The organism is Actibacterium sp. 188UL27-1 (genome assembly GCF_016901225.1).
Taxonomy (GTDB): domain Bacteria; phylum Pseudomonadota; class Alphaproteobacteria; order Rhodobacterales; family Rhodobacteraceae; genus 188UL27-1.
The window spans coordinates 88,551-114,563 of the sequence record NZ_JAFEUL010000015.1 but is presented as its reverse complement, the minus strand read 5'-3'; the positions used below and the strand labels follow the sequence as shown (position 1 = coordinate 114,563).

26 protein-coding genes are annotated in these 26,013 nt (G+C 61.2%); 15 read left to right on the top strand and 11 right to left on the bottom strand.

From position 1 onward, the window contains the following. The first annotated feature begins 669 nt into the window (after positions 1 to 669). The 4 genes from IU397_RS17420 to IU397_RS17405 all read left to right on the top strand — a co-directional run bounded on the left by IU397_RS17420 (position 670) and on the right by IU397_RS17405 (position 3,093). Complete coding sequence (locus tag IU397_RS17420; protein ID WP_204416221.1) at positions 670 to 1,377, top strand: hypothetical protein; 708 nt, start codon at positions 670 to 672, stop codon at positions 1,375 to 1,377. 22 nt (positions 1,378 to 1,399) lie between these two features. Continuing rightward, positions 1,400 to 2,185 carry a PHB depolymerase family esterase gene (locus tag IU397_RS17415; protein ID WP_204416219.1) on the top strand — a complete coding sequence of 262 codons (786 nt, stop codon included), beginning with the start codon at positions 1,400 to 1,402 and terminating at the stop codon, positions 2,183 to 2,185. A 126-nt stretch (positions 2,186 to 2,311) separates the two neighbouring features. Beyond that, entirely contained in the window at positions 2,312 to 2,518 is a 207-nt protein-coding gene (locus tag IU397_RS17410) for a hypothetical protein (protein ID WP_204416217.1), read from the top strand. A gap of 80 nt (positions 2,519 to 2,598) precedes the next feature. After that, a complete protein-coding gene (locus IU397_RS17405) occupies positions 2,599 to 3,093 on the top strand; it encodes a HugZ family protein (RefSeq protein ID WP_204416215.1) in 495 nt (164 codons plus the stop codon). A 12-nt stretch (positions 3,094 to 3,105) separates the two neighbouring features. On the opposite strand, the gene IU397_RS17400 is transcribed toward IU397_RS17405, so the two are convergent. After that, positions 3,106 to 3,576, bottom strand: a complete 471-nt coding sequence (locus tag IU397_RS17400; protein ID WP_204416213.1) for a DUF427 domain-containing protein — start codon at positions 3,574 to 3,576, stop codon at positions 3,106 to 3,108. Between the two features lie 16 nt (positions 3,577 to 3,592). Continuing rightward, positions 3,593 to 4,003: a DUF4864 domain-containing protein gene (locus IU397_RS17395; protein ID WP_204416211.1), complete on the bottom strand. Its 411-nt coding sequence runs from the start codon at positions 4,001 to 4,003 to the stop codon at positions 3,593 to 3,595. Positions 4,004 to 4,203: 200 nt separating this feature from the next. Here IU397_RS17395 and IU397_RS17390 point away from each other — a divergent pair, with 200 nt between their 5' ends. After that, a complete protein-coding gene (locus tag IU397_RS17390) occupies positions 4,204 to 6,093 on the top strand; it encodes a vanadium-dependent haloperoxidase (RefSeq protein WP_204416209.1) in 1,890 nt (629 codons plus the stop codon). 68 nt (positions 6,094 to 6,161) lie between these two features. Here the strand turns inward: IU397_RS17390 and IU397_RS17385 are convergent, their stop codons facing one another. Further along, positions 6,162 to 7,574 carry a VPLPA-CTERM sorting domain-containing protein gene (locus tag IU397_RS17385; protein ID WP_204416207.1) on the bottom strand — a complete coding sequence of 471 codons (1,413 nt, stop codon included), beginning with the start codon at positions 7,572 to 7,574 and terminating at the stop codon, positions 6,162 to 6,164. Positions 7,575 to 7,737: 163 nt separating this feature from the next. Beyond that, a complete protein-coding gene (locus tag IU397_RS17380; RefSeq protein ID WP_204416205.1) occupies positions 7,738 to 9,318 on the bottom strand; it encodes a lysine--tRNA ligase in 1,581 nt (526 codons plus the stop codon). A 140-nt stretch (positions 9,319 to 9,458) separates the two neighbouring features. On the opposite strand from IU397_RS17380, the gene IU397_RS17375 reads away from it, so the two are divergent. After that, complete coding sequence (locus IU397_RS17375; RefSeq protein WP_204416203.1) at positions 9,459 to 9,881, top strand: tellurite resistance TerB family protein; 423 nt, start codon at positions 9,459 to 9,461, stop codon at positions 9,879 to 9,881. 110 nt (positions 9,882 to 9,991) lie between these two features. On the opposite strand, the gene phhA is transcribed toward IU397_RS17375, so the two are convergent. Beyond that, on the bottom strand, positions 9,992 to 10,867 hold the full coding sequence (gene phhA / locus IU397_RS17370) for a phenylalanine 4-monooxygenase (protein WP_204416201.1): 876 nt from the start codon (positions 10,865 to 10,867) through the stop codon (positions 9,992 to 9,994). A gap of 117 nt (positions 10,868 to 10,984) precedes the next feature. Here phhA and IU397_RS17365 point away from each other — a divergent pair, with 117 nt between their 5' ends. Further along, the gene (locus IU397_RS17365) at positions 10,985 to 11,467 is read left to right on the top strand and encodes an Lrp/AsnC family transcriptional regulator (protein WP_204416199.1); all 483 of its coding nucleotides are present in this window, start codon (positions 10,985 to 10,987) and stop codon (positions 11,465 to 11,467) included. A 104-nt stretch (positions 11,468 to 11,571) separates the two neighbouring features. Here IU397_RS17365 and IU397_RS17360 read toward each other — a convergent pair whose 3' ends face one another. Further along, positions 11,572 to 12,957 (bottom strand): pyridoxal-dependent decarboxylase, encoded by a 1,386-nt coding sequence (locus IU397_RS17360; protein ID WP_204416197.1) that lies wholly within the window; start codon positions 12,955 to 12,957, stop codon positions 11,572 to 11,574. A 3-nt stretch (positions 12,958 to 12,960) separates the two neighbouring features. Continuing rightward, positions 12,961 to 13,917, bottom strand: coding sequence for a threonine/serine dehydratase (locus IU397_RS17355; protein WP_204416195.1), 957 nt, complete (start codon positions 13,915 to 13,917; stop codon positions 12,961 to 12,963). 145 nt (positions 13,918 to 14,062) lie between these two features. On the opposite strand from IU397_RS17355, the gene IU397_RS17350 reads away from it, so the two are divergent. Next, entirely contained in the window at positions 14,063 to 15,415 is a 1,353-nt protein-coding gene (locus tag IU397_RS17350; RefSeq protein ID WP_204416193.1) for an aspartate aminotransferase family protein, read from the top strand. A 238-nt stretch (positions 15,416 to 15,653) separates the two neighbouring features. On the opposite strand, the gene IU397_RS17345 is transcribed toward IU397_RS17350, so the two are convergent. Next, on the bottom strand, positions 15,654 to 16,019 hold the full coding sequence (locus IU397_RS17345) for a hypothetical protein (protein ID WP_204416191.1): 366 nt from the start codon (positions 16,017 to 16,019) through the stop codon (positions 15,654 to 15,656). A 183-nt stretch (positions 16,020 to 16,202) separates the two neighbouring features. Here IU397_RS17345 and IU397_RS17340 point away from each other — a divergent pair, with 183 nt between their 5' ends. Next, positions 16,203 to 16,382, top strand: coding sequence for a hypothetical protein (locus IU397_RS17340; RefSeq protein WP_204416189.1), 180 nt, complete (start codon positions 16,203 to 16,205; stop codon positions 16,380 to 16,382). Between the two features lie 142 nt (positions 16,383 to 16,524). Here the strand turns inward: IU397_RS17340 and IU397_RS17335 are convergent, their stop codons facing one another. From IU397_RS17335 to IU397_RS17325, 3 genes are read right to left on the bottom strand one after another with little or no spacing between them, the layout of a single operon-like run. Continuing rightward, entirely contained in the window at positions 16,525 to 17,373 is an 849-nt protein-coding gene (locus IU397_RS17335) for an MBL fold metallo-hydrolase (RefSeq protein WP_204416187.1), read from the bottom strand. Further along, on the bottom strand, positions 17,370 to 18,791 hold the full coding sequence (locus IU397_RS17330; RefSeq protein WP_204416185.1) for a sulfatase-like hydrolase/transferase: 1,422 nt from the start codon (positions 18,789 to 18,791) through the stop codon (positions 17,370 to 17,372). Before IU397_RS17330 ends, IU397_RS17335 begins: the two co-directional genes overlap by 4 nt. A 23-nt stretch (positions 18,792 to 18,814) precedes the next feature. Continuing rightward, a complete protein-coding gene (locus tag IU397_RS17325; RefSeq protein WP_204416183.1) occupies positions 18,815 to 19,312 on the bottom strand; it encodes a MarR family winged helix-turn-helix transcriptional regulator in 498 nt (165 codons plus the stop codon). Between the two features lie 93 nt (positions 19,313 to 19,405). On the opposite strand from IU397_RS17325, the gene IU397_RS17320 reads away from it, so the two are divergent. The 6 genes from IU397_RS17320 to IU397_RS17295 all read left to right on the top strand — a co-directional run bounded on the left by IU397_RS17320 (position 19,406) and on the right by IU397_RS17295 (position 25,821). Then, entirely contained in the window at positions 19,406 to 20,356 is a 951-nt protein-coding gene (locus tag IU397_RS17320; RefSeq protein ID WP_204416181.1) for a tripartite tricarboxylate transporter substrate binding protein, read from the top strand. 13 nt (positions 20,357 to 20,369) lie between these two features. After that, positions 20,370 to 20,915, top strand: a complete 546-nt coding sequence (locus IU397_RS17315; RefSeq protein ID WP_204416179.1) for a hypothetical protein — start codon at positions 20,370 to 20,372, stop codon at positions 20,913 to 20,915. 2 nt (positions 20,916 to 20,917) lie between these two features. Further along, positions 20,918 to 22,525, top strand: a complete 1,608-nt coding sequence (locus IU397_RS17310; protein WP_204416177.1) for a tripartite tricarboxylate transporter permease — start codon at positions 20,918 to 20,920, stop codon at positions 22,523 to 22,525. After that, the gene (locus IU397_RS17305; RefSeq protein ID WP_204416175.1) at positions 22,522 to 24,045 is read left to right on the top strand and encodes a sulfatase-like hydrolase/transferase; all 1,524 of its coding nucleotides are present in this window, start codon (positions 22,522 to 22,524) and stop codon (positions 24,043 to 24,045) included. The genes IU397_RS17310 and IU397_RS17305 overlap by 4 nt, the downstream gene beginning before the upstream one ends. Positions 24,046 to 24,148: 103 nt before the next feature. Continuing rightward, positions 24,149 to 24,751: a heme NO-binding domain-containing protein gene (locus tag IU397_RS17300; protein WP_204416173.1), complete on the top strand. Its 603-nt coding sequence runs from the start codon at positions 24,149 to 24,151 to the stop codon at positions 24,749 to 24,751. Then, positions 24,748 to 25,821 (top strand): diguanylate cyclase domain-containing protein, encoded by a 1,074-nt coding sequence (locus IU397_RS17295; protein ID WP_204416171.1) that lies wholly within the window; start codon positions 24,748 to 24,750, stop codon positions 25,819 to 25,821. The genes IU397_RS17300 and IU397_RS17295 overlap by 4 nt, the downstream gene beginning before the upstream one ends. Positions 25,822 to 26,013 lie beyond the last annotated feature (192 nt).

Genomic DNA, 26,013 nt, shown 5'->3' with positions numbered 1-26,013 from the left:
AAAGTAGGGTTCAAGACGCGCCATTTGCGCGTCATCCAGCCAATATAGATCGATCATATCACCACTCGATTTTCGACCGGTGAATCATCCCGCTCAAAGGAAATCAATGGGTCCTGACCCTAGATGGAATGGTAATGACAGGCATTTTCGTCGGTGCCCGTAAATAAGCAAATAGCTAGGCGTTATTAACCTTTCACATACGGCTTATCCCGCGCCTTCTCCGACGATGATGTATTGGGGCACCCCGTTTTGGCCGAAGATGCGGATATAGAGGTATTTCCTGCGGCCTTCTCTCAATGCTTGCACGATATAGGCCTCGGTGCCGGGGCCATTGTAATAGAGGTTGGGGATGCGGGCGCGGGTGGCGCGGTTGCCAAAGAACGGATCGGACTGATCCCGTCATGGCGGATGCCGAACCGGTGGAAATTGGCACGGTCCTGCTGTATGATATCCTCAACCTTTGTCAACCGGACCCCGCGGGAATTATAGAAATCTTCCGCGCGGATGCTTGTATAATAGCCCGCCAATAATTCCTGCGCCTGGGCGGCTCCGCCGGTCAATACGGCCGCGGCCAAAAGCAATGCTCGAAACATTGTCAGTCCCTTCCACTCGTTACGGGTCGAAACACGGTTAAGCCAATCTTAACACGCGATCAGCATAGCATCGGGCATGTGGCGTGTCTTGGTTCTTCTCTTTTGGCTGTGCCCGGCGGTTGCCCTGGCGGGGGCATGGCCGCAGGAGCATGGGGCGTTCTTTGTCTCGGGCGAGGCCACGCTGGACGGGGATCAGCAGACCGGCGCGCTTTATGCCGAATACGGGGTCCGGCCCAAGCTGACCTTTGGCGCCGATGCCTGGATCGACGTCGATGCGCTGCATCTGCTGCGCTATCGCGGCGCCGGTCGGATCTTTGTGCGCTTTCCCTTGTCCAAACCGGACGCCATGAACAAATTCGCCGCCGAACTGTCGCTGGGAGCGGATGTGCAGGATCTGGACATCACGCCACTTTACCGCGCCGGGCTCGCCTGGGGGCGCGGGCTGCCGAAAGGCTGGGCACAGCTCGAAGGGTCGGTCGAATGGCTGGACGGTGACACCACCACACGGCTGGAAGGTACCTATGGCCGCAATCTGGGCCAGCGGTGGAAGGCCATCGGCCAACTGCGCCTTGACCATGGGCTGGATGTCGAGACGGAGGTCGAGGCCTCCCTGGTCTGGCAGGCCCATCCCAACCTCGCGTTGAAGGCGGGGGTTGCACAACGGTTTGGCGACACATCCCAGACCAAAATCGTGCTGGGCACCTGGATCAGCCACAAACCTTCACGCAAAGGCAACGCCAAAGTGACTGGTGGCCCGCTGCGCCGCCTTCTAGGATTGCAATAACACCAGTTTGAGGCCCTGTTTCATGCGTCTGACCCTTGCGTTTTTGCTGACCCTGATGGCCACCATGGCCGTCGCCTGTGTCGAACAGGAGCCCTGCTACATCGGCGACCGCTCCTATCACGTCAAGGAACCGGATGGCTGGGATGGCATCACCCCCCTGCCCGTCATGCTGCATTTCCATGGCTGGGGGCGACAGGGCACGCTGACCGTCAAACACAGCCGGATCGCCGGGGCCACAGTGCCGCGCGGCGTGCTGCTGCTGGGTCCCAATGGCCGGGGGCGCACCTGGGATTTCTGGCGCGCAGGGTCCAACGACACCACCTTTGCCGAGGCGGTGCTGGAAGATGCTGCCAAACGCTACCCGATCGATCGCAGCCGCATCTATATCTCCGGCTATTCCTTTGGCTCGGCCATGGCCTGGCGCTTTGCCTGCGACAGCGACACACCCATCGCCGCGCTGCTGGCCGTGGCCGGCACACTGGATCAGCGCGAAAGCTGCGTGAACACACCGGGGGAGGTGCGCCATGTCCACGGCCTGAAGGACACGGTGATGGATTTCCCCTACGGCCCCGGTGGCGACACGACCCATCCCGTGGCGTTGTGGCGGCGCGCCTTTGGTTGTGGCGCGGGCACCGATCTGGGGCAATGGACCGCGCCCAAGGGCAAGGATCTGTTCAGCCGCATCCAGTGGACCTGCGACAGCGGCCAGGTGACGCTCGACCTGCATCCGCGCGGTCATTTCATCCCCGTGGGCTGGATCGCCCAGCAGCTGGACGAGATCATGGCCACAGCACCCGAAAGCGGCTGACGGCGTTTACATTTTCTTCACCAGTCCTGATAAAACCCTGACGGCGCTGCCGGACTTAAAATCCCGTTAAACTTTTCCACCCAACCTGACAGCACGCAGGGGTGCGTTGGTGAGAGGAGTGGGATCATGGTTCTGGGATATGTGAGCATTGCCAGCTTGGTTGGGTTTTGCGCGGCGCTCTGCAGCGTCATTGCCGGTCTGGGGATCTGGCTGTCAATCGCGGTATTTTACGGGGCAGCCTTCGTGACCATCGGCGTCCTAGTGGCGCGGATCGTGATGCGGGAGGATGAAGGGGAGGACATGATCCCCCTGCCCGTCTCTGCCAATGGCTGACATCGGGTACTGTCTTTGAGGCATCGGCCCGTTGCGGCGGCGGCGATATGGGTTATCTCGCCTCTCAAAGGAGGTGCGCCATGCCCAACCCCGACCCCTCTCCGATCCGCCCCACGGATGATGATGCACGGCACCTGGCCCAGGGGCTGATCCGCCAGACCAAATATGCGGCACTTGCCGTTTTGATGCCGGAAACCGGGGCGCCCATGGTCAGTCGTATCGCCTTCGCCACCACGCCAGACAGGGAGCCGCTGACCCTCATCAGTGATCTGTCGGCCCATACCAAGGCGCTGGTACATGATCCACAATGCTCGATCCTGGTGGGCGAACCGGGGGAGCGGGGCGATCCGCTCACCCATCCCCGGCTGACCCTCCAGGCCCGCGCCACCTTCATTCGCAAGGGGGCGCGGGGCCATGACGCCTTGCGCGCGCATTACCTGTCCGCCACTCCCAAGGCGACGCTCTATGTCGATTTCGCGGATTTCGCCTTTGTCAGGTTCGCGGTCAGTGAGGCCTATCTGAATGGCGGCTTCGGCAAGGCGTTTCATCTGACGCCCACCGATCTGGGGCTCTAGGGCCACGCACTATCACCAGCCTTCGGTGCCCGGCCAGCCCTTGATGGTCCCCGTCAGGTTCGGTGTCACCCAGCCGCCGTAAAAGTCGCCCGGCTGCGCCGTCACCTGAACCTCACCCACGAAACAGGCCTCCATCTGACTGGCGTAGAAAGAGACATGGTCGGCGATCTGCAGAAAAGACCGCGTGGGTTTGGGATAACTCCAGGCCGCCCCCGACCGTATCTGCGCACCGGACCGGACGTCCCAATATTGCGCCCGACCTTTCCATTCACAAAAGCTGCCGCCGGTCGCGGGCACCAGGGCATCGTCCGCAATATCGGCAAGCGGGATGTAATAGGTCGGCGCGTGATGCGTCTCCAACACTCGCCAGGCCCGGCGCGTCTCGGCAATGACGCGGCCATCCAACAAAATGCGCAAAGTCTGGGGCACCGGCTCCAACCGGGGTGGGCGGGGATAGTCCTGCACGTTCTCCGGCGAAAGCATCGGCAAGTCCGTCACATCAGGCGCCCAGTTCGGCGGCCTTCACCAAGCGCACGCCGTTGATCTGCCAACTGCCAGAGGCCGGGATCATCTCATATTCCAGAACATGGACCACGCCATCGGCATCGCGGATCACAACATTCTGCAATACACGCCCCTCTCCGTTTTCGGTTTGCCCATAGGACACATCGGCAGGCCGCCACACCATGGGATAGCCCTGTTTGACCATCCGCTCAAAGTTGTCGGGTGTGCCGAACAATCCGCGGATATTGGGGGAGGCAAAGGTAAAGGCCCGGTCAAAATCATCCTCCATAAAGGCATCGATCTGGCTTTGGATCACACCGGTCACGGCACCGCGTTGCGCGTCATTGGCCCAGGCGGATGACGCCAATGTCAATCCCAGTAGAATCACTCCAACCAATCTACGCATTCTTTTCTCTCCAATGGTGCCAATGCAATTAGATTGCCGTGCCCCACTGTCAATTGCATCGCCGGGTCCAAGAGATGGACGTGAAAACAGAATTTCCGGCGTGAAACAGCCGTTAATTCCACACGCTGAGGCGACAAAAATATCGTTAAGTCAGGTATTGTTGACCTGTTAGAAAACGACCATTTTTTTCGGAGACTATTATGGACCAACGCCTACCCGCGTCAAAAGACGATCAGCGTATCAAGGAATCCAAAGCATTTAGGATCGACGCCGCTCACGTTGCCGCCGCCCGCGCGCAACAGGCCGTCGATCAGGTACGACCCAACAGCCTGCATGTCCCAAATGAGGACGAAGCGCATTTTCTGCAAAAACACCTGGCACCGATGAGCTTTACCAAGGGCCTCACCCATGATCCCGAAACCGGGATGGTTGCCGATATCGAAACATTCAAGGCGTTCCGCGCCGCGGTCAATTCCGCATTGATCGCGAACTTCGAAGCAGCCGGGTTGACCCTCGACCGGGATCCACCCATCGACGCCGCAGGCACACGCAAACCGCGCCGGCAATGGGAAGCCCCCACGGCAGGCAGTGTGTTCGACCTCGAAGGTCCCGATGCCCAGGCTGTGACCATGCAGGCCGCACCCGGTCTGTCAGGCGGGGCTGATGACGCCGCCTTCAAGGAACTGGCCCTCGAAATGGCAGAGGTGTATGAGCTGGCCATCCTGCGCGACGTGCCGTTCAACAGCCTGCAATCGGGCAGCGCCGATCCCCGCGTGGCGGCCACGGTGGCACGCCTGGTCAAGCTGAACCGGCATGGCGTCGTCCGGTCAAATCAGACCCGGCCCTCCTTTGGTGCGGCCAATGGCGACCTGACACCGGGAACGGTCTTCCGCGGCTCCTCGCCCAAGACCGATATCGGCCCCTACCTGTCGCAGTTCATGCTGATCGGGAACGGCGATCCGGCGGACGGTCAGATTGCGTTCGGCAGCCAGACCATCGACCAGCGGGTCAAGCGGACCCGGCCCGAAGATCCAGCGGATGCGTCCTTCAACCCCGACTACATGATCGACATCGATCAATGGCGGCGGGTGCAGGACGGTGCCGATACGCGCGACAACGCCACGTTGTTCGACCAGGGCACGCGGTTTATTCACACACCCCGCGATCTGGCCACCTATGTCCATGACGATGCGCTTTATCAGGCCTATCTGAATGCCTGCCTGATCCTGCTTGGCATGGGCGCACCGCTTGATGTCAACTTCACGCATCTGGCGGGGGGTGCCACGCAAGATACGGGCGACCGACCGTCAACCACCGGCTTTGCGCTGTTCGGTGGCCCCCATATCCTGAGCCTGTTGACCGAAGTGGCGACCCGCGGCCTCAAAGCCGTCCGCTACCAGAAGTTCAACATCCACCTGCGCGCCCGGCCCGAGGTTCTGGCCGCTCGCGTGGCCTGCGCTCCGGCTGTGGACGCGGCGATCGGCCATGGCACCCTGTTCCAGGACTTCGCCAAAACCATCGGCGAGGTTGTTCAGGTGGTTCGCACCCGCAATGCGGCGCGCGGTGGTTCGGATCTGCCGCTTCTGCCCATGGCCTTCCAGGAAGGGTCACCCATGCATCCGACCTATGGTGCGGGCCATGCAACCGTGGCCGGCGCCTGTGTGACGATGCTCAAGGCCTTTTTTGATATCGGCGAGACGGCGCATGATGTGGCGCTCTACGAAACCGCCGACGGTGCGATCCGCTTCAAGCGGAAGGCACCCGGCGATAGCGCCGTTCAATACGTGACCAACTTTGATGGATCCGCCTTGGTGAAGGAACACACCGACACCCCACTCACCCTCGAAGGTGAGTTGAACAAGCTGGCCGCCAACATCTCCATCGGGCGCAACATGGCCGGGGTGCATTACTACTCCGACTACTATGATAGCCTCCGCATGGGCGAAAAGATCGCCATCGGCATCCTCGAAGAACAGGCCCTGGGCTACAGCAAGGATCCGTTGGTGCTGTCCCTACGCACCTTCGACAACGAAAGCGTCACGATTGCCCGCGGCGGCCTCAATAACGACGCAGCAGCGGCGGGCGTCTAAAGGCAGACGACCATACAGGCACAAAAGGGCACCTTCGGGTGCCCTTTTCGCGTGATGGCAATGGCAGGTCAGGCGGACGGGCGGCGCCGATACCGCATGGCCCCCAGCCCGCCCAGGGCCAGCCCCAGAATCCAGACCGAGGCCGGCAGCGGAATAGGGGCCGGTGCGGCGGCAAGTCGTTCAAACCGCAGCCCGTCAGCCGTGCCTTCGCCAAAGCCCGCCCAATAGGTGTGGTCGTCGCCGAATGTGCCATCGTCGTTCAGGGACCACACACCATCGCTGCCAATATCAAGCAGGTCCAGAAACGCGGTCTTGTCCTCCTGGCCCTTCAATTCGGCATCCAGCCACGCGGTCACGAAATGCTGGGCCACATTGTTCATGAACACCGAATCCCAGACCGCGTCGACGTAATGCTCCGAAATGTCGAACCCAAGCGCCTCGTTAAAGTAAAAACTCTCCTCGGGGGCAGGGATCGGGGCGGCCGTGTTGTGGCCACCGCCATCAAATGTCAGCAGGGACCGGTCCACGCCCGTGGCGCCTTCCCAGATCGCCCGCACGCCATCTTCGTAAAGCGAGACGTCGTCTTCGGATCCCGCGATGAACAGCATCGGGATCTCGATCCCGGCCAGCCCCTCGGCATCCCAAAAGCCAGTATTCATGCCCCAGGGCCCGATGGCGACTGCGGTCTTGATCCGCGGATCCGGCAGCGCCTCATGGGTTTCGCTGCCTTGCTGGTGGATGCCAAGCGTGCCTTGCGGCCCACCCCAGGGATAGCCCACCGATGTCTCGGTCACGCCACCGCCTGCCGTGATGATCGCGCCATAGCCGCCCATGGAATAGCCCAGCACAGCGGTGTTATCCGCATCGATCATGCCCGCCATGCCAGACGCCGCATCGCCGTTCATCTGGGCCATCTGGTCCAGCACAAACAGTTGGTCCAGCGACCGGTTCACCAGGGTCGATCCAAACGCATCCTGGGTCCGATACGTCGAATCGGTGTGGTCGATCGACGCCACCACATATCCCTTGGAAGCGATGTTTTCCGCCAGATGGGACATCAAAAAACGGTTGCCCGGGTAGCCGTGGCTCATCAACAGCAGGGGATAGGGTTCTTCGGCCTCGGCCGGGGCGGCATCGCGCATCGCCCGCCCCTCAAGGGTCACTTCCGTCACACCGTCGCGCAGATAGGCGTTCAACGACGTGTCACCGGTCGCGCCATCCGCCGCCGGATACCACATCTCGACCGTCAGCGGCCGGTCATACCGCGGCAGCTCGGCAGGCGGCTCACCCGCGGGATCGATGGCCAGAATGTCGATCTGATCCGGGTTCACCAGATCGATCTGGCGCACGCCCACCGGCAGATCGCCATAGGCGGACAATTCCGGGGCGTCGGGGGATTGCCCATCGATCCTGTTCTGCGCCGAAAGATGTGTTGCCGCCGTCGCAGCCAGAATTGCAGTCGTCAAGGCGATATGCCTCATGCGTCGTCCTCCCCCAGGGTTCTACCGACCATAGCCGATACGCATCGTCGCCGTACAGTACAGCGCCCGATGCAACCCAAACCAGACTTTCGAAACGACTATGTGACGGATTACACCCTCCGGGCAGGCGAGGGTCGCAGCCCAGCCAGGCCCACTGGAACCGCTAAGCTGCCAATTGCCCGTCCAGGCCATCCTGGATCAGCGCGATGGTCTCATCGATGCCGTAAAGCGCGATGAAACCACCGAAACGCGGCCCCTGACTGGCACCCAGCAAAACCTCGTAAAGCGCCTTGAACCAGTCGCGCAGGGGCTCGAAACCGTGGGCCTTGCCGACGGCAAAGACCTCGGATTGCAGGGCTTCCGCATCCAGCCCGCCATCCCACGCTTTCAGCCGTTGGGCCAGATCGGCCATCGCCGCGCGTTCCCGATCATCCGGCGCGCGAAAGGTTTTTTGCGGCTTCACAAAGTCATTGTAATACCGCACCGCAAACCCGGCCGCGGCATCCAGATCCGGGTGGGTTTCTGGCGCCGCATCGGGTGCATAGCGCTGGATAAATCCCCAAAGCTGCGCCTTGTCCTCTGCCGCTGACACGCTGGCCAGGTTCAGCAACATCGCAAACGGCACCACCATGTTCGACGCCGGCACATTATGCCCGTGGATATGAAATACCGGGTTGTTCACCCGCTGGGCTGTCTCCTCCTCCGCATAGGCCCGCAGCTGTTGGTGGTATTCATCTACCGCTTTCGGGATCACATCAAAATGCATCCGCTTGGCCGTGCGCGGCTTCTGGAACATAAAGTAGGCAAGGCTCTCGGCACTGGCATAGCTCAGCCATTGATCCATCGACACGCCGTTGCCCTTGGATTTTGAGATCTTCTCGCCGTTCTCATCCAGGAACAATTCATAGGTATAGACCTCGGGCGGGGTGCCGCCCAGGATCCGGCAGATCTTGGAATAGATCGGGGTGTTAGGGGCGTGTTCCTTGCCATAGGGCTCAAAATCCACGCCCAGCGCAGCCCAGCGCGCGCCAAAATCCGGCTTCCACTGGAATTTCACATTGCCCCCGGTGACAGGCAGGGTCCATTCGCGACCCTCCTCATCATCAAAGGTCACAGTATAGGCGTCGCGGTCCACATGCTTGATCGGCACGTACAGAACCCGCCCCGTCTCCGGATGGATGGGCAAAAAGATCGAATAGGTCTGCTGGCGTTCTTCGCGCAGGCTTTTCAGCATCACGGCCATGACCTCGTCATAGCGCTCGCAGGCCAGCTTCAGCGTCGCGTCAAACCGGCCCGAGGTGTAGAACTCCTTGGCCGAATAGAACTCATAGTTGAACCCGAACGTATCCAGGAACCGGCGCAGCATGACATTGTTGTAATCGCCAAAGCTCGCCTGCTCCCCGAACGGGTCGGGCACGCTGGTCAGCGGGCGTTGCAAATGTGCGGCCATCGCCTCGGGGTTGGGCACATTGTCGGGCACCTTGCGCAGTCCGTCCAGGTCATCGCTGAAACAGATCAGCTTGGTCGGGATATCCGACAGCACCTCAAACGCGCGGCGGACCATCGTGGTTCGTGCCACCTCACCAAATGTGCCGATATGGGGCAGCCCACTTGGGCCGTAACCCGTCTCGAACAGGACATATCCCTTTTCGGGCGGCGCATTTTCGTACCGTTTCAGGATCTTGCGCGCCTCTTCAAAGGGCCAGGCCTTGGAGTTCATGGCAGCGTCGCGCAGATCAGACATCGTCATCGTTCCCTTATCGCCCAAAGGCCCCCATGGCCCGGCGTCTCGTTTCGTCCTGCGCCGCAAGGGCGCATGGCTCCCTATTGCCCCGCCTGGGTGGCGTCAATAAGTAAGGCCTGAATAGGAAGGATAGTGCACCCGTGACCGAAATCGCCCCACCGCTCAGCCCCCAGGATGCCCTTGTCGCCGTGATGATCGCCATTTCGGTCTCGGATGAGGCGATCCGCACCGCGGAACTGGTGACCATCCAGCGCGTCGTCGATCACCTGCCGGTTTTTGCCGAATTCGATCAGGACCGCATGCAGCAATTGTCTGGCATGGTGTTCGACCTGTTCGAAGAGGCCGATGGCCTCGATGCCTTTTTTGGTCTGATCGAGGAATGCCTGCCCGAACGTCTGTTTGAAACCGCCTATGCCCTGGCCTGTGACGTGGCCGCCGCGGATGGTCGCTTGGACCAGCGGGAATTACGATTGCTGGAAGAGATGCGCCACCAGTTGAACATTGACCGCCTCCATGCCGCCGCGATCGAACGCGGGGCCCGCGCCCGGCACATGACGGTCTGATATCCGGCCCATACCTGACCGGCGCAGTCATTGTTCGGAAAAACGCGTTTGAGGTTGTCCCCGCGGGGACACTTATCGGCGCTGTCCCCGCGGGGACAGGTTATGCCTGATCAGGCAGCACTGCCTTTTGTCTGTTTGAAATAATCAAGCGTGCCCGGCGTGATCACCGCATCGGACGGCACGGTCGCATTTGGTGCGATCGCGCCCTGCCCCGCCAGTCGATCATAGACCGGGGTGAAATCGGCGTAGCAATCCTCAAGCAATTGCTGGAAGCTTTCGATGACGAAGTAGGTCTGCTGGTAATCGTCGATGATGTAATCGGTCCGCATCACACGATCCAGGTCAAAGGCGATCCGGTGAGGCGATGGATCATCCAGCGCAAAGCGGCTTTCGCCCACTGAGGACAAGATGCCTGCGCCAAAGATCTTGAGGCCGTCCCCCGCCCGCATCAACCCGAACTCGACCGTGTACCAATAGAGCCGCGCGAGGTTAGGCAGCATGTTCCTGGACATGGCGCGCCGTCCGCCACGACCATAGGCTTGCATGAAATCGGCATAGGCCGGGTCGGCCAGCAGCGGGACATGGCCAAAGATATCGTGGAAAATATCAGGTTCTTGCAGATAATCAAACTCGGCCTCCGGGCGGATGAAGGCCCCGGCCGGAAACCGGCGATGGGCGAGGTGGTCAAAAAAGACCGCGTCGGGGACAAGTTCCACCACGGGCACAACACGCCAACCGGTCAGCGGCTCAAGACGGTCGCTCAGTTCCGCCATATCGGGAATGCCGGATTGGCTGAGGTCCAGGGCTTTGAGCGCATTGAGGAATTCCAGCACCGCGCGGTCCTGCAACATCGCCTCTGACCTGGCATAGAGCCTATCCCAGCGGTCATGTTCCGCGGCGCTGTAGCTGTGCCACATCTGGTCAATCGTGTAGTCCGCATTGCGGGGCGCGTTGGCGTAGCGGTTCTTTTCAGCGGGCCGGGTCATCTGCGGCTCCTCTATCTGATCGTTGGCAGAGCTTGGCCCGAAATTACTTAGAATGTGCTTCGAAATAGAGCGTGATCATTCTTTTTTTGATCAGGATATTCCAGTATAATCGCTGATATGAAAGAAAATGCGCAATCACTCAGCCAAGCTGACCACCGGATCCTCACCACACTGCAAAACGATGCGACGCTTTCGTTGAAAGAGCTGGCGGAGGCGACGCATCTGTCAGCCTCCACTGTCTGGCGCCGGATGCAGGACCTTGAGGCCGCCGGGGTGATCCGGGACCGTGTTGCGCTGCTCGACCCCGAAAAGCTGGGCCTGGGGGTGTGTACGCTGGTCCATGTGAATATCAGTTCGCAAACGCCCGAGACACGGCGAGCTTTTGAGGCGTTTGTCGATTTGCATGACACGATCTTGCAATGCTTTGCGGTGACCGGTGAGCAGGATTACATGCTGGTCTTGCGCAGCCGGACGGTGGCGGATTTCGAACGGTTCCTGATGGATCAGCTTTTGGCCCATCCCAGTGTCGCCTCCTCCTCCAGCCAGTTGGTGCTGCGGCATCACAAGAACAGCACGGCTCTGCCGTTGGGAATTGGGTAGACGCGCTGGCCAGAAGGTCCGCCCGGCTGACAGGCCGGGCATCGCCCGCCCCCCCACCCCGGGAGGGCGATGCCCTCGTTACCCAAACCAAAGCCCCCGCAAATCTAGGCAGATAGCTCTGCTATCACGTCATAGGCCGTGTCGGCATCGGCCTGGGTCATCTCGAAAGAGCCCGCCTGGAAGCGTATCACGGTGTGGCCCGTGGCTGTGGTTTGGGTCAGGTAGATGCGGCCATCGGCATTGATCCGGTTCAACAGATCTGCCGTGGCGGCATCGCCCTCATTGTGACGGAAGGTGAAGAGGGAGAGCATGGGGGCGGTCTGGATCGTGATCTGCGGTAAGGCTGCGAGGCGATCATGCAGACCCTTGGCCCAGGTCACGTGGGTGCGGATCATGGTGCGGAGGACCTCTACCCCCTCAACCCGCAGCAGGAACCACAGTTTGAGCGCGCGAAACCGACGGCCCAGGGGGATCGACCATTCGGAATAATCGACGCTCCCTTCGGCCCCCGGCGTCTGCAGAAAGTCCGGGTTGATGGCCAGGGTGCGCCGGAGGCTGTCAGGATCGGCCACGAAATGGGCGGCACAATCGAACTGGGCACCCAGCCATTTATGGGGATTGAAGACGAGGGAATCCGCGCCTTCAGCGCCAGTCCAGTAGTGCCGGAACTCCGGACAGATCATGGCCGACCCGGCCCAGGCCGCATCGATATGGGTGTAAAGATCGGCCTGTTTTGCGACCTCGATACAGGCGGCGATGGGATCGGTGGCACCAATCGCGGTACCGCCGACAGACAGAATTACGCCAGCGGGTGTGTGGCCCGCGGCGCGGTCACGGGCGATGGCCTGCGCCAGGGCGGGCGGGTCCATGCCCGCCAATGGACCTGTGGCTGGCACCCGGACCAGATTATCGGTACCGATGCCGGACACCCAAAGCGCACGGTCAATGGAACTGTGCACCCCGTCCGAGCAATAGATCCGCAGACGTGGCGCCCCTGCCAAACCGGTGCGGTTCCCTTGGAAATCCAAGGCGCGTTCGCGCATGACCAGAACGGCGGCCAAGGTCGCGCTGGAGGCGCTGTCCTGGATGACACCTGACATGTTGGGCAGGCCGACGGCCTGGCCGAGCCATTCCATCATGCGGGTTTCAAGCTCCGTCGCGGCGGGCGAGGTCTGCCAGAGCATGCATTGGGCGGCCATGGCATTGGCGAGTTGTTCAGCCAACACGCTGGCCGGGGCGGCATTGGCCGGGAAATAGGCAAAGAAACGTGGGTGCTGCCAATGGGTCATGCCGGGCAGGATGATCTTTTCGAAATCGGCAAAGATCGTGGCCATGTCTTCACCCTGTTCGGGTGGGGTCGCTGGCAATTGGGCCAGGGTCGCACCGGGATGCAGCGGCGGGCGGACAGGCCGGTCGCGCAAGCTCTCCCGGTAGCGGCGGGACCAGCGGGCAAATTCCAGGCTCCAATGTTCGAATGTATCCCAGTCCATCGGTTATTCCTGCAATGTGACGGCATCGGTATTGGCCCCGCAAAGCAGGATCCCCACCCGTTCATCGGGGGCGGGCCTGTAGGCGCCGGACAACAGCGCGGCAAAGGCGGCGGCCCCGCCGGGCTCGGTCACGATCCGCAGCGTCTGCCACAGGGCGATTTGCGCATCGCGGATGGCCGGATCCGGGACCAGCACAGCCTCGGAGACATGGGCCGCGGCCAGAATATAGGCCCGGTCTCCGATACGGCGCGGGGCGAGGCTGTCAGCGGCAAGGCCACCGGCCGGAGCATCGACTGGCCCGCCCGCCGCGAGGGCATGGGCGAGGGTCGGGGCGGCCTCAGGCTCCACACTGACCAACTTGGTCCGGCCTTGCAGGTAGGCTGCCATGCCACCGATCAGACCGCCGCCGCCCGTGGCGACCAGGATCGTGTCGAGCAGCGCCTGTTCAGCGAATTCCAGCGCGACGGTGCCTTGGCCAGCAAGGGTTTCTGGTTGATCAAAGGCATGGATCGCCAGCGCGCCGGTCTGCTGTGCCCAAGCCTGGCTGGCGGCCCGGGCATCGTCATAAAGATCACCGGCGATGACCAGATCGGCACCGTATCCGCGGATCCGGTCCCTTTTGCCATCGGGTGCCACGGACGGAACAAAGATCTTTGCCGGATGGCCCACATGTCGCGCGGCAAAGGCCACGGCCGCACCGTGATTGCCACCGGATGCGGCGACCACGCCAGCCTGGGGCACGGTCCGGGTCAGCAGGTTGGTCAAGGCGCCGCGGGCCTTGAAGGAGCCGGAATGCTGCAGAAATTCCAGCTTGAACTGCAGCGGCGCGCCGGCGGCCAAACCGAAATCCGCGGGGTCCACCGCCAGAACGGGTGTCTTGCGGATATGGGGGGCGATCACGTCAAACGCGGCCTCCACATCGGCGGGATGGACGGTGGGCTGTTCCAGATCAGGGGTCATGGGATGCCTTTCTTGCGGGCGCACCGACAAAGTTACAGGAGCCGGGCCGAATGCAAGGGCAAAAGGACAGGTCACAGCACGCAATGCGTTGGATTTTGAGACCCCGTGCGGCTAAGCTTTGCCAACAAAAGTAGGGAGAGCGGCCATGAAAGATTCCAACTTCCTGAAGGAAATGAATGCGCGCAAGATGTGGCACCCGATGGCGCATCCGGCCGAGATGCACGCCCAGCCGCCCAAGATTGTGGTGGAGGCGGAGGGCAGCACCATCACCGATATTGACGGGCACACCGTCATCGATGCGGTGGGCGGTTTGTGGAACGTCAATCTGGGGTTTTCCTGCCAACCGATCAAGGATGCGATCACGGCGCAGATGGACCGGCTGCCGTTTTATTCGACGTTCAAGGGCACCACGAACGACGCGATTATCGAGCTGTCGGAGGTGCTGGCCGATTTCTTTGCCCCCGACGGGATGGTGCGGTCATTCTTTACCTCGGGCGGGGGGGACTCGGTCGAGACGGCGTTGCGGCTGTCGCGGCAATACCACAAGCTGCGCGGCGATCCCGGGCGGATCAAGTTCCTGAGCCTGAAAAAAGGGTATCACGGCACGCAGTTCGGCGGCGCGTCGGTCAACGGCAATGCGAATTTTCGCGCGCCCTATGAGCCGCTTTTGCCCGGTTGTTACCACATCCCAGCCCCCTACCCCTATCGCAACCCGTTCAATGAAAGCGACCCCGCGCGGTTGGCGCAGCTTTGCCTGGCCGCGCTTGAAGATGAGATTGCGTTCCAGTCCGCAGACACGATTGCGGCCTTCATCATGGAGCCGGTGCTGGGCGCCGGTGGCGTTATCCCGCCCCATGAAAGCTTTATGCCCGGCGTGCGGGAGATCTGTGACCGCCATGGCATCCTGTTGATCGCGGATGAGGTCATCACCGGCTTTGGCCGCACCGGCGATTGGAGCGGGTCGCGCCATTGGGGCGTACAGCCCGACATGATGTGTACCGCCAAGGCCATCACCAATGGCTATTTCCCGTTTGGCGCAGTGATGATCGGTGAGGCCGTCGCGAGCGTGTTCGAAGGGGACGAGACGGGCAAGGCCATGATCGGCCATGGCTACACCTATTCGGGCCATCCCGTGGGTGCGGCCGCCGCCCTGGCCTGTTTGGCTGAAACCAAACGGCTGGACGTACATCATAATGCCGCCGCCCGCGGGGCGGAATTGTTTGCCGGGCTAAAGACGCTTTACGACAAGCATGACCTGATCGGGGATGTGCGCGGTGGCCACGGACTGATGTGCGCCCTGGAACTGGTCAGCGACCGCGACCGCAAGACCCCGATCGACGCCAAGACAATCGGCCGGGTCCATGAGGCGACCTACCAGGCCGGGGTCATGGTGCGCCTGTCGGGGGTCAACCTTTACATGTCGCCGCCTTTGATCCTGACCGCCGAGCAGGTGAATGAAATTGTGGCGGCCCTGGACCAGGGGTTCTCTGCCGCCTGACGCGCATGTTCGTTTGACGGGATCCGATTTAGGCCAAGCCCGACATTGATGCCAGTTTTTCACGGGCATTGCGTCGGGATGGAGTGGCTCATTTCAGTGGATCAAAGAAAGCACCTGAGCCCTGAATGCAGGGCTGCGCTGGCTCAGGCTGGGGTGCCAGCAACACTTACAAAACACCGGAATGCCCGCGTCCCTCAAATGGTTGGAGCATCCGTTTATCGGCACTTCCTTTGCCCGGTCACGAAGCGAATGATGATTTCCACGTCACCGGATTTGCGAGGCTCATGACGGTGTCGCTGTCTCCGTGATCATAAGCGCCGAACCGCATGTCGCGGCTTGTTTTCTGACCATAACCGAATTCGAATTCATCCGATTTGTAAAATCCGACCACCTCACCACCGAAGCTGACCGTGATCTCAGCCTTGCCGTTGCGGTCCTTCAGCATCTTGGCGTCAAGCTGGAACTCGGCCCCCGCGGGAGCGCGGGCAATCTCTTCAGATGTACCGTTTCGCTTGTTTTCCAGAACGATGTCATCACCTTTCTTGGTGGCGGTCACAAATACTTCCGGATGCGCCTTATCATTTTGATTGCCGCGTTCCCCCATGCTCAGCACCTGAAAGATGGTGGAGTTATCGGCCTCCTGAACCTCGTAATCCGCAGAAAAATTCTGATCCATATCGGTCGCAGCGCCAGAGAACCCGAACTCGGTACGGCGGTCATGGGACTCCCAGGGGGCTTTGCCCGAACCTACTTTGATGTCTTACCATGCGCCGCTCTCCGAGTGGCCATGGCCGCCCGCCCTCTCTCGATCATCAAGCTGCGGAGTATCGCGGATGACTGTGGCGCCCGGTGGAACGCCAGTATGCTTGAGAGCATCACCGCCAATTTGCCCCGGCGCACCCGCGCTATCGGTGCCAGAGGGTTCACTGGTCTGCCCCTGATCGCCATCAAGAACTCAATGAGCTGATCATTGTCGATCCCACATCCGGTGCCGCAACCACTGTGGCCGGGTTCCCGGTCACAGGGTCCTGAATGGCCTCTTCATTGGTGAAGAACATGGGCATGGGGCCGGGCGTGCCGCAACCGTCACCCCCGAGCGACACCCCGGCCTAAAGCGTGATCTGGTCGAGGTCTTCGGCGATGGCCAGGTCACCGTCAAAGACCTGCCGGGCGGCGGCGAGCATGGCCTGGTGGTGGCCGGGCTGGTCCATATGGGGGCGGATATGGGTCAGGCGCAGACGCTTGACCCCGACCGCGTTGGCCATGGCCGCAATCTGCCCCGGGGTGGGTGCCATGGGATCGAGCGCGGGGTGCAGCGCCTCTCCATCCATCCGGTAACACCAGTGCAACAGAAGGTCGGCATCGGCCGCCAACTGTTTCATCCCGTCACACAGGGCCGCATCGCCGGAATAGGCGAATACCTTGTCACCCGCTTCAAGGCGCAGGCCCAGGCAGATCAGGGCCGGTTGGGCATGGGGCACCTCTACCGCGGTGAGTTTCCAACCCGGCTCGGCAATGGTGTCACCCGGGGCAATCTCGACCACCTCGGGCGTGGGCCATCGGCGCGGCAGGGTACCGCCGCGCGCCAGCCAGATCTGCTGGCTGGGTTCGGTTTGGGTGCGGGCGCGCAGGTCGTCGCCAAACACACCGTCCCGGCCAAAGAGTTGTTCGGTGATCCGGGCCATGGGGGCCGGGCCAAAGACCTTGAGCGGCACGCCGCGGGCATCCCACGCCGCGTGGACGAGGCGGGCATAATCCATCATGTGATCGGAATGCAGGTGCGAGAAGACCAGATGGGTGATGTTTTGGGGCAGATGCCCGGCTTGGAGCAGCCTGTCGAACACGCCGCCACCGCAATCAAAGAGGATCCGGTCAGCACCGTGTTCGATCAGATACCCGGATGATGCGCGGCGCAGATAAGGTTCCGGTGTGCCCGTCCCCAGAAAGGTCAATTTCATGGTGTGAACCGGGGCGGAGGTGTGGCCGCAGGGGCACCAAGGGTCAGGGCAACCTCCCGCCCGCCAGATCGCGCGATCATCGCGGCCTGATCTTGATGGGCCAGGGCATCGACCTGTTCGGGGTCGCAAATCCGGTGCAAGGCCACCATCAGATCGGCGAGGATCGCGGCACAGTGGGGATCGGCGGCGCGGTCCATCCGTTCGTCCGGATCGTTCTGCAGATCGAAAAGCTCAGGCGCAAAGCCGACATAGTGGATCAGCTTCCACCGCCCCTTGCGCAGCATGAATGCGCCAGAGACAGCGCCCGCCGCGTGATATTCGCTGAACACGATGCGGTCGGGATCGGCCGGTTCCGCTGCGATGGCATGCAGCGACCGCCCCGGGCTGGCGGGCGGCAGGGCCGCACCGAACGTGTCGGCGATTGTCTGGCTGAGATCGATCAGGCTGACCGGTGTCTCGCATGTCCCGGTCGGGCACTGGGGCGCGGACAGGATCAACGGGACCGCCGCGCTTTCCTCGTACATGTTGGATTTCCCCCAAAGGCCGCGCGCACCAAGATTTTCGCCATGGTCGGAGGTATAGACGACGGTGGTGTCGTTGGCCAATCCCGCATGATCGAGCGCGTCGAGGATCTTGCCGATATTGTCGTCAAGCCACGTGACCAGCCCGTAATAGCTGGCCATGGCGCGCAAACGCTCCTCCGGGCTTTCAAACTGCGCCTCGGTATCCATGATGGCGTTTTGCCGGACAATCCAGGGATGCTGGCGATATCCCGTGGCCGGATGCAGCTTTGGCTGTGGCAGATCATCGACCGGGTATTGGTCAAAATAGCGCTGCGGGACCACCAGAGGGAAATGCGGTGCGACAAGTCCCACGAAAAGGCACCAGTCCTGATCCGGCGCCTCTGCCAGCCAGCGCACTGTGCGTTCAACGACCGCGGCGTCGTAATCGGTGTAGGTGCTGTGCCCGGGGCCGATATAGTCGCCCAGCATACGGGGGCGGTCGGTGAGCCGCTCATCCTCGTTGCGGATGGAGGCCCAGACCATGCCCACGCCATCCGCAACCATCATGGGAAGGTGTTCGCGGTCGAAGCCTGCGGGATCCTCCGCCGAGCGATAATGCAGCTTGCCGATGGATTCGACGCAGACCCCCTGCCGCTGCAGGACATGGCCCCAGCCCGCAATAGTGCCGTCATAGGGCATCGCATTGTCCCATAGGCGGGTTTGGTGGACATAGCACCCCGTCGCAAAGCTGGATCGGGCCGGTACGCAAATGGGGGACGGCGTGTAGGCATTGGTGAACCGCAGACCGCGGGCCGCCAACGCATCAAGGTTGGGGGTCTGGACGAAGGGATGACCGGCACATCCCATGGCCCTTGCCTGATGTTCGTCGGACATCAACACCAACAGATTACCCATCAACGCGTTCCAGAACCTAAACTTTAGAAATCACGACGATCCGCTGCTGTTTCGATCCGGCCCAGCATTTCGAGCAGGATTGCCAGTTCATCCTGCGAAATCTCGCCGGTGATATGGGCCTGACGTGACCGCATGATCGGCAGGATCCGATCGTAAAGGACCAGCCCCTCATCCGTGAGCGACAGTTTCTGGGAACGGTGATCTTCCTCATCCAGGCGTGACCGTACGAGCCCGTCAGATACCAGTTGCGTCAGCTTGCGGCTGACCTGGCCCTTGTCCATACCCGACAGGCGGCAAAGCGTCGTCAGACTGTCGCAATTGCCCGAAGCTAGCAGTGCGATCACCCGCCACTGCACCAGCGACAGCTTGGAATGACGCTTTAAGATCGCCGCGCCCTGGGCATTCAGCTTTGCCTGCACCCGCGCCATCGTGTATGTTACGAAATGCTTCACCTCGGTTGGGCGGACCATGTCGGCTATATTGTTTTCGTCTGGCATGTGATTATTTTTCATCGTCAGCATTTTCTTGTGCTTTTATGAGTGAATAGTCTGCTCCTTGATGTGTCAACGGATGCATACGAACCCAAAGTCCAACACCCGCGGGAGGGTCACCTTATGAAACCTTTACTCAAGCGTCTTGTTGCAGCATTCGGTGTTAGTGTTATGGCAACCGCAGGGATTGCCGCGGATTGGACCCCACCTGGCCCTGTGAAACTGATGATCGGGTTTCGCGCAGGTGGCGGTGCCGATACCCAAGCCCGTCTCATCGCAGAAGACCTGGAAACACGTCTGGGATGGAAGATCATTCCCGAACAGGTCACTGGAAAAGGTGGACTAACCTTAGCTACGGCTTTGGCTGAGGCCCCAGCGGATGGCACTGTCATCGGAATGCTGGTTACAGAAAGCCTTGGCTACAACATGGCGGCAGCAAAAACACCGTTAACCCCGGCGGACTTTACTGCCCTAACCACGACCGCCAGTTTTCAAATGGGGATTGTTGCTCCGGCAAGCAAGGGGTGGACAGCGTGGGATCAGATGATTTCTGCAGCCAAGGACGGGACACCAATACGCTTTGGGGTAATGTCGCCCAAATTGGCTGATTTGGCGTATCTTTTAGGTCAATCGCAGGGCGTTGATTTCAATATTATTGAGGTCAAAGGGGGCAAGGCCGTTCTGGATGGCGTCACGGCGGGCGATATGGATGTTGGATTCATGGCCGGCATTCAGACCAATGGCGTCGCGGCGGGTGACCTGGTCAACCTGGCCTCGGCCATGTCGCGCCCCCTGAAGCAAACCCCCGAGGCACCGGCGATTGCTGATCTGGGCGTGCCATTCGACGCGGATGGCTATTTCGTTTTCGTGGCCCCCAAGGGCCTGCCCGATGAGGCCAAAACCGCGATGAGCGAGGCCATTGCCCAGATCGTAAATGACCCGGAGAGCAAGGCAGGCACCATGATCGGCAAGGCCTTTGGTGGACCAGCCGTGATCAGCGGCGATGACCTGCAAACGCTGCTGCAGGACGGATATGACGCGGCGGGTGGCCTGCTGGAGGCTGCCTCGGAATAGCGGGCCGCCCTCCATGACCGGTAGGGACGTGAATGCCAACACGGTGCTGGGGCTGGTCGTCATTGCCCTGGCGCTGATCGTGCTGCTGGTCTGGATCCCGCTGGACACGGAAAGCGGCATTCTGGAACAGGTCCGCCGCAAGGTGACAATCGGCGACGCGATGGAGCCCAGCTTGGCGGCGATCCTGATGCTGGTATCCGGCATTCTGCTGCTGGTCGAGCCAGGCGGACCGGCGCTGAGCCCTGCCCATCTGCGCTGGCTCGCGGGGATCTGCGGGATCCTGGTTCTCGGCTTTGCCTTGATCCGCTGGACCGGGCCGGTCATGGCGTGGCTGTGGGTCGATGGTGTCGAGTACCGGTTGCTGCGCGACACGGCCCCTTGGAAACATCTGGGCCTGATCACCGGCAGTATCGCCATTGTTGCGGGTCTGATCGCCGTGGTGGAGCGGCGGCTGTCGGTGCGCGGTATCCTGGTGGCGCTGACCGTGGCGGGCGGGCTGATCCTGATCTATGACCTGCCGTTTGACGATCTGCTTTTGCCCCCCAACGGTGACGTCTAGGGATGGATCTGCTGGACTATGCTTGGGCAGGGGTTCTGGCGGTATTCCAGGGGCCTGTCCTGTTTTCCATCTTTGGGCTCAGCATCTCGGCCACGATTGCGATGGTGCTGTTCGGGTTTCTGAACGGGATCTTCGTGGGGGCGACACCGGGGTTGGGCGGCCCGATGGCGATGGCGATCAGCCTGCCTATCCTGATCTCGATCTTCGGGTTTTCCTCCGATGCATTGCTGCCCGTGATGGGATGCCTGATCGGGATCATGAAGGGGGCAACGGTGGGCGGGGCCGTCCCTGCCATCCTGTTCAACACGCCGGGCACGCCCGACGCCTATCTGACCACGCTGGACGGGTATCCCATGGCCAAAAGGGGCGAGGCGCGCCGGGCGTTGAAGGTCGCGCATTTCAGCTCTGCCAGCGGCGACACGTTCTCTGATCTGGTGCTGATCCTGTGTGCGCCGTTTCTGGCGACCCTGGTCGAACGCTATCTGGACCTGCCAGAAAAGACCGCGCTGCTGATCCTGTCGCTTTCATTCATCGCAGCGGTGATCGGCGGATCGGTGGCCAAGGGGCTGTTATCCGCAGGGTTGGGCATTTTTGTTGCCGCCATAGGAACGGGAGAAGATTTTTACCCCCGCCTGTCCCTGGGAACCGACATGCTGGCGCAGGGGTTTCCGGCGGTGGCGGTCATCCTTGGCGTGCTGATCCTGGGGGAGGTCTTTCGCGGATTGGAGGATCTGGCGCGCAGCGGGTATGGGCGCCCAACTCTACCCGGCCACGCCCCTCCCGGCCCACCCGGCAACGACAAGATCCGTCATCTGCCCTGGCAGGATCGGCGCCCGCTTTTGCCCCATATCGCGCGGTCGGCCATGATCGGCACCGCCGTGGGCGCCTTGCCCGGCATCGGATCGACCTTGGCCGCCACACTGGGCCATGCGGCTGGCAAACGACGTCATGCCCGCAAGGCCCCCGATGCGCGCGCCTTTGGCACAGGCGCCCCCGAAGGCATCGCCGCGACCGAGGCCGCCAATTCCGCCGTGTCAGGCGCCAATCTAATCCCGGTTCTGTCCCTCGGGATCCCCGGCAATGCCGCGGCAGTTTTTCTGATCCTCGCGGCGGACTCCATTGGGGGCTTCAACCCGGGGCCAGCCGTCTTTCGGTACAATCAGGATGCCGTGAACCCAGAACTGATCATCGCCTTTGGCCTATTCGCCACCATGTTGCTGGCCAATCTGATCAACTGGACCGTCGGCGGCACGGTCATGCGATCCATGGCGATCATGACCCGTATCCCCAAACACATCCTGTTGCCCGTCGTTCTGATGCTCACCCTGACCTCGATCTATGTTCAGGAAACGCGGATGGCCGCCCTGTGGTTCGTCATCGGATTTGGGATCCTGGGATATGTGATGCGGCGGCTTGATATCTCTCCCCTGCCCTTTGTCATCGCGTTCATCCTGGGCGGTCGGCTGGAGGAAACGGCGCGACAAGCCTATGCGGCAACGGGCAATGACCCGTTTTTCTTGGCGACAAGCCCAATTTCTGCCATATTTGTTGTCATGTCTATCAGTGTGATTGTCTTAGCCCAGTATCGTCGACCCACCACCGCGTCATGACCCGCCCCAACATTGTTCTGATCTCGGCCGACCAGCAACGGGCCGATTGCTTTGGCTTTGCCGGGCGGCGCGTGAAGACCCCGCATCTGGATCAACTGGCGGGGGACGGTCTGCATTTCAGCGCGTGTATCGCGCCCTCATTGGTGTGCCAACCGGCGCGCGCCTCTATCCTGACGGGGCAGTTATGCCGAACCCACGGCGTGCATGACAACGGGATCGATCTGGACCCTGACATTGGCGCGCGGGGCTTTGCCGGCCAGCTCTCTGCCGCGGGTTATGACACCGCATTGTTCGGCAAGGCGCATTTTGCGACCTATCACACCACCGCGCCGACCGGATCGCCCGAGAATGTCATGTCATCGGCGGATTATGCGCCCGACTGGATCGGGCCCTATATGGGTTTTGACCATGCCGAGATGATGCTGATCGGCCATAACTGGTTCCTCCCCGAGGCGCCGCCGCGCGGTCTGCATTATGAGCGTTGGCTCTATGCCGATGGGCGCGGGGCGGCCAAGAATGCAGCTTATCGCGCGGGGAAGGCGCAACAGACCGGAGCCGCGCAAACCTGGCATTCGCAGCTGCCAGTGGCCTGGCACAACACCACCTGGACTGCTGACCGGGCCATTGATTGGCTGAAACGCCGCGATGACACGCCGTTTTGCACCTGGATCAGCTTTCCCGATCCGCATCATCCCTTTGACGCGCCTGAGCCCTGGTCGCGCCTGCATGATCCCGCGGATGTGGATCTGCCGCCCCATCGCACGCGCGATTTGTCAGGCCGCCCGTGGTGGTATCAGGCCGCGCTGGAAGGTGACCCTGAGGGATCGCCAGAAAATGCCGCAATCCGCCAGGCATTCAGCCGCATCGCACCACAATCGGACGCCCAGTTGCGCCAGATCATTGCCAATACCTATGGCCAGATCGCGTTGATCGACCACAATGTGGGCCGGATCCTGATCGCCCTGGACGAGGCGGGCCTGCGCGACAACACCTATGTGATCTATATCTCCGATCACGGTGATTGGTTGGGGGATCACGGTTTGCTGCTGAAAGGGCCGATGCCATTTGATGGATTGTTGCGCGTTCCGATGATCGTGCGCGGGCCCGGGATCACCCCAGAGACCAGATGTGACGAACCGGTTTCGACCTTGGATTTGTCGGCCACCTTTCTTGAGATGGCGCGGGCCGAACCAGCGTTACCCCAGCACGGGCAGAGCCTGCTGCCGCTGCTGAGGGGAGAGCCTGACACGCGTAGCCACGCGCTGTCGGAATGGGAGCTGTTGCCGGGGCGCGTCGGTGTTGGCCTGTCCTTGCGCACGGTGCGCACCAAGACCCACAAATTGACCATGGATCTGCAGTCCAATGTCGGTGAGCTTTACGATCTGACAGCTGACCCACATGAGCTGACCAATCTTTATGGCAGCCCATGCGTCGCGCAGATCCAACGGCAGTTGATGGATTACCTGGCGCAACGCCCCGACGATATGACCCCCGTCCGGGCAGCTGTGGGGACGGCGTGACCGGTGAACATCCGGATCGTTGATCCGTCCCCTATCTCTTCTTGTTTCGGTGTTGTTAAGAAATCTTGGCCTATGATGCGGCAACTTGAAACGGATGCCGCACATGCATGGGCTCATCAACAGATCGATCCAGTGTTTCATAAGAGACAACTATGGCCAATCCACCTGGGATACGGTTGCGCGGGATGCGCATCTACCGGCTCTGGGGTTCGAGGCGATGCTGGAATACGATGATCAGGTGACCCACCGGATGCTGGATATGGTCGCGTTGCATCTGGACAAAAGTCGACCTGCCGTTCTGGAGGATGTGGGCACTTATCTGATCACCCACAGCAATACCCGCGCCATTCGTCGGCTGCTTCGCTTTGCGGGGGAGACATTTGAGGAGTTCTTGAACTCTCTCGACGACCTGCCGGACCGGGTGCGGCTCGCCGTGCCAGATCTGCAGTTTCCCCGGCTGGATACGGTGGAGCCCGGCCCGAACCAAGTGGAGGTAACGCTGTCGGAAGCCGATCCTGAATTCGGGTTCGTCTTGATGGGGATCCTGCGGGCCTTGGCCGATGATTACGGGGCGCTGGTCTTTATCGACCACAAGGTCGATCCCGAGGCCGGCGTTATCCTGGCGATCAATCTGCTGGATGCCGCCTTTGCCGAGGGCAACGCCTTTTCCCTGGCCCGCACGCAGATCAAGGAAAAAGCGGTATGAATGTGATCTCCAAACCCGTGACGGCAGGGGCCGCCGCTCCCTATACTGCATTCTGCGATGCCACGATTAGCCGGTTGATGCCGCTGCATGTCGTAGTCTCTCCCTCTGGCGTCATCGTCGGCACAGGGCCAACCCTGCGCAAGCTTGGCCTGGGGCCAGAGATCGAAGGGAGTGACATTCGCGATTTCTTTGACATTCTGCGCCCTCGAACATTCAACGATATCGCGGATCTGACGACAGCCATGCAGGGTCGCATCAAGCTGCGTCTGCGCCATGCCCGCCATCTTCCGATGACCGGCCTGGCCGTTCCGCTCCAAGGCCGCGATGAGGTGCTGTTGAACCTGTCCTTCGGGTTCTCGGTGGTGGATGCGGTCCAGACCTTCGATCTGACCTGCGGTGACTTCGCCGCAACTGACCTGACGGTCGAGATGCTGTATCTGATTGAAGCGAAGTCTGCGGCACAGACCGAACAAAAGCGCCTGAATGATCGGTTGCAAACGGCCAAGCTCACCGCAGAAGAGCAGGCCATGACCGATGATCTGACGGGGCTGGCAAATCGCCGATCACTGGACACGGCCCTGGCAGATGGACTGATGCGTGGATCCGAGTTTGCGTTGATGCAGATCGATCTGGATTACTTCAAAGCGGTGAACGATACGATGGGCCATGCGGCAGGCGACATGGTTTTGAAAACCGTTGCGGATCACCTGCGAACGGAGACGCGGGCGAGCGACCGGGTGGCGCGGATCGGGGGGGATGAGTTCATGATCATCCTCAGCCGCCTGACAAACCACGAGGATCTGATGCGCCTGTCAAACCGGATGATCAAACGGCTGGAGGAACCGATCCCGTTTGAGGGGGAGGTTTGCCGGATCTCAGGCAGCATCGGCATCTCCGTCGCCGAACGCTCGGCGGAGACCACGTCCGAGCGCATGATGCGAGAGGTGGATACCGCGCTTTATGCCTCCAAATATGGCGGGCGCGGCCAGGCCACGATCTACCGCGAAGGGCTTGAGGATTTCGTGGAAAGTGAGGCGCAACGCGCAGCGGCCTCCGGCAACAACCGCTGACATGTTGCAGCCGGCCCGGCTGCTTACTGACATTCCGTCAAAGGTGACAGTTATTGCCTTGTCCCGAATTCCGCCGAACCATCTCAAGTCGGCGCATATGATGCCGCCGACAAGGGAGACGTTAGATCTCGACCGCGCTGTGACCTGTTACTTACCCGGGTGAAGTGTCTTCGGTTTCGCGATGGCTTTATG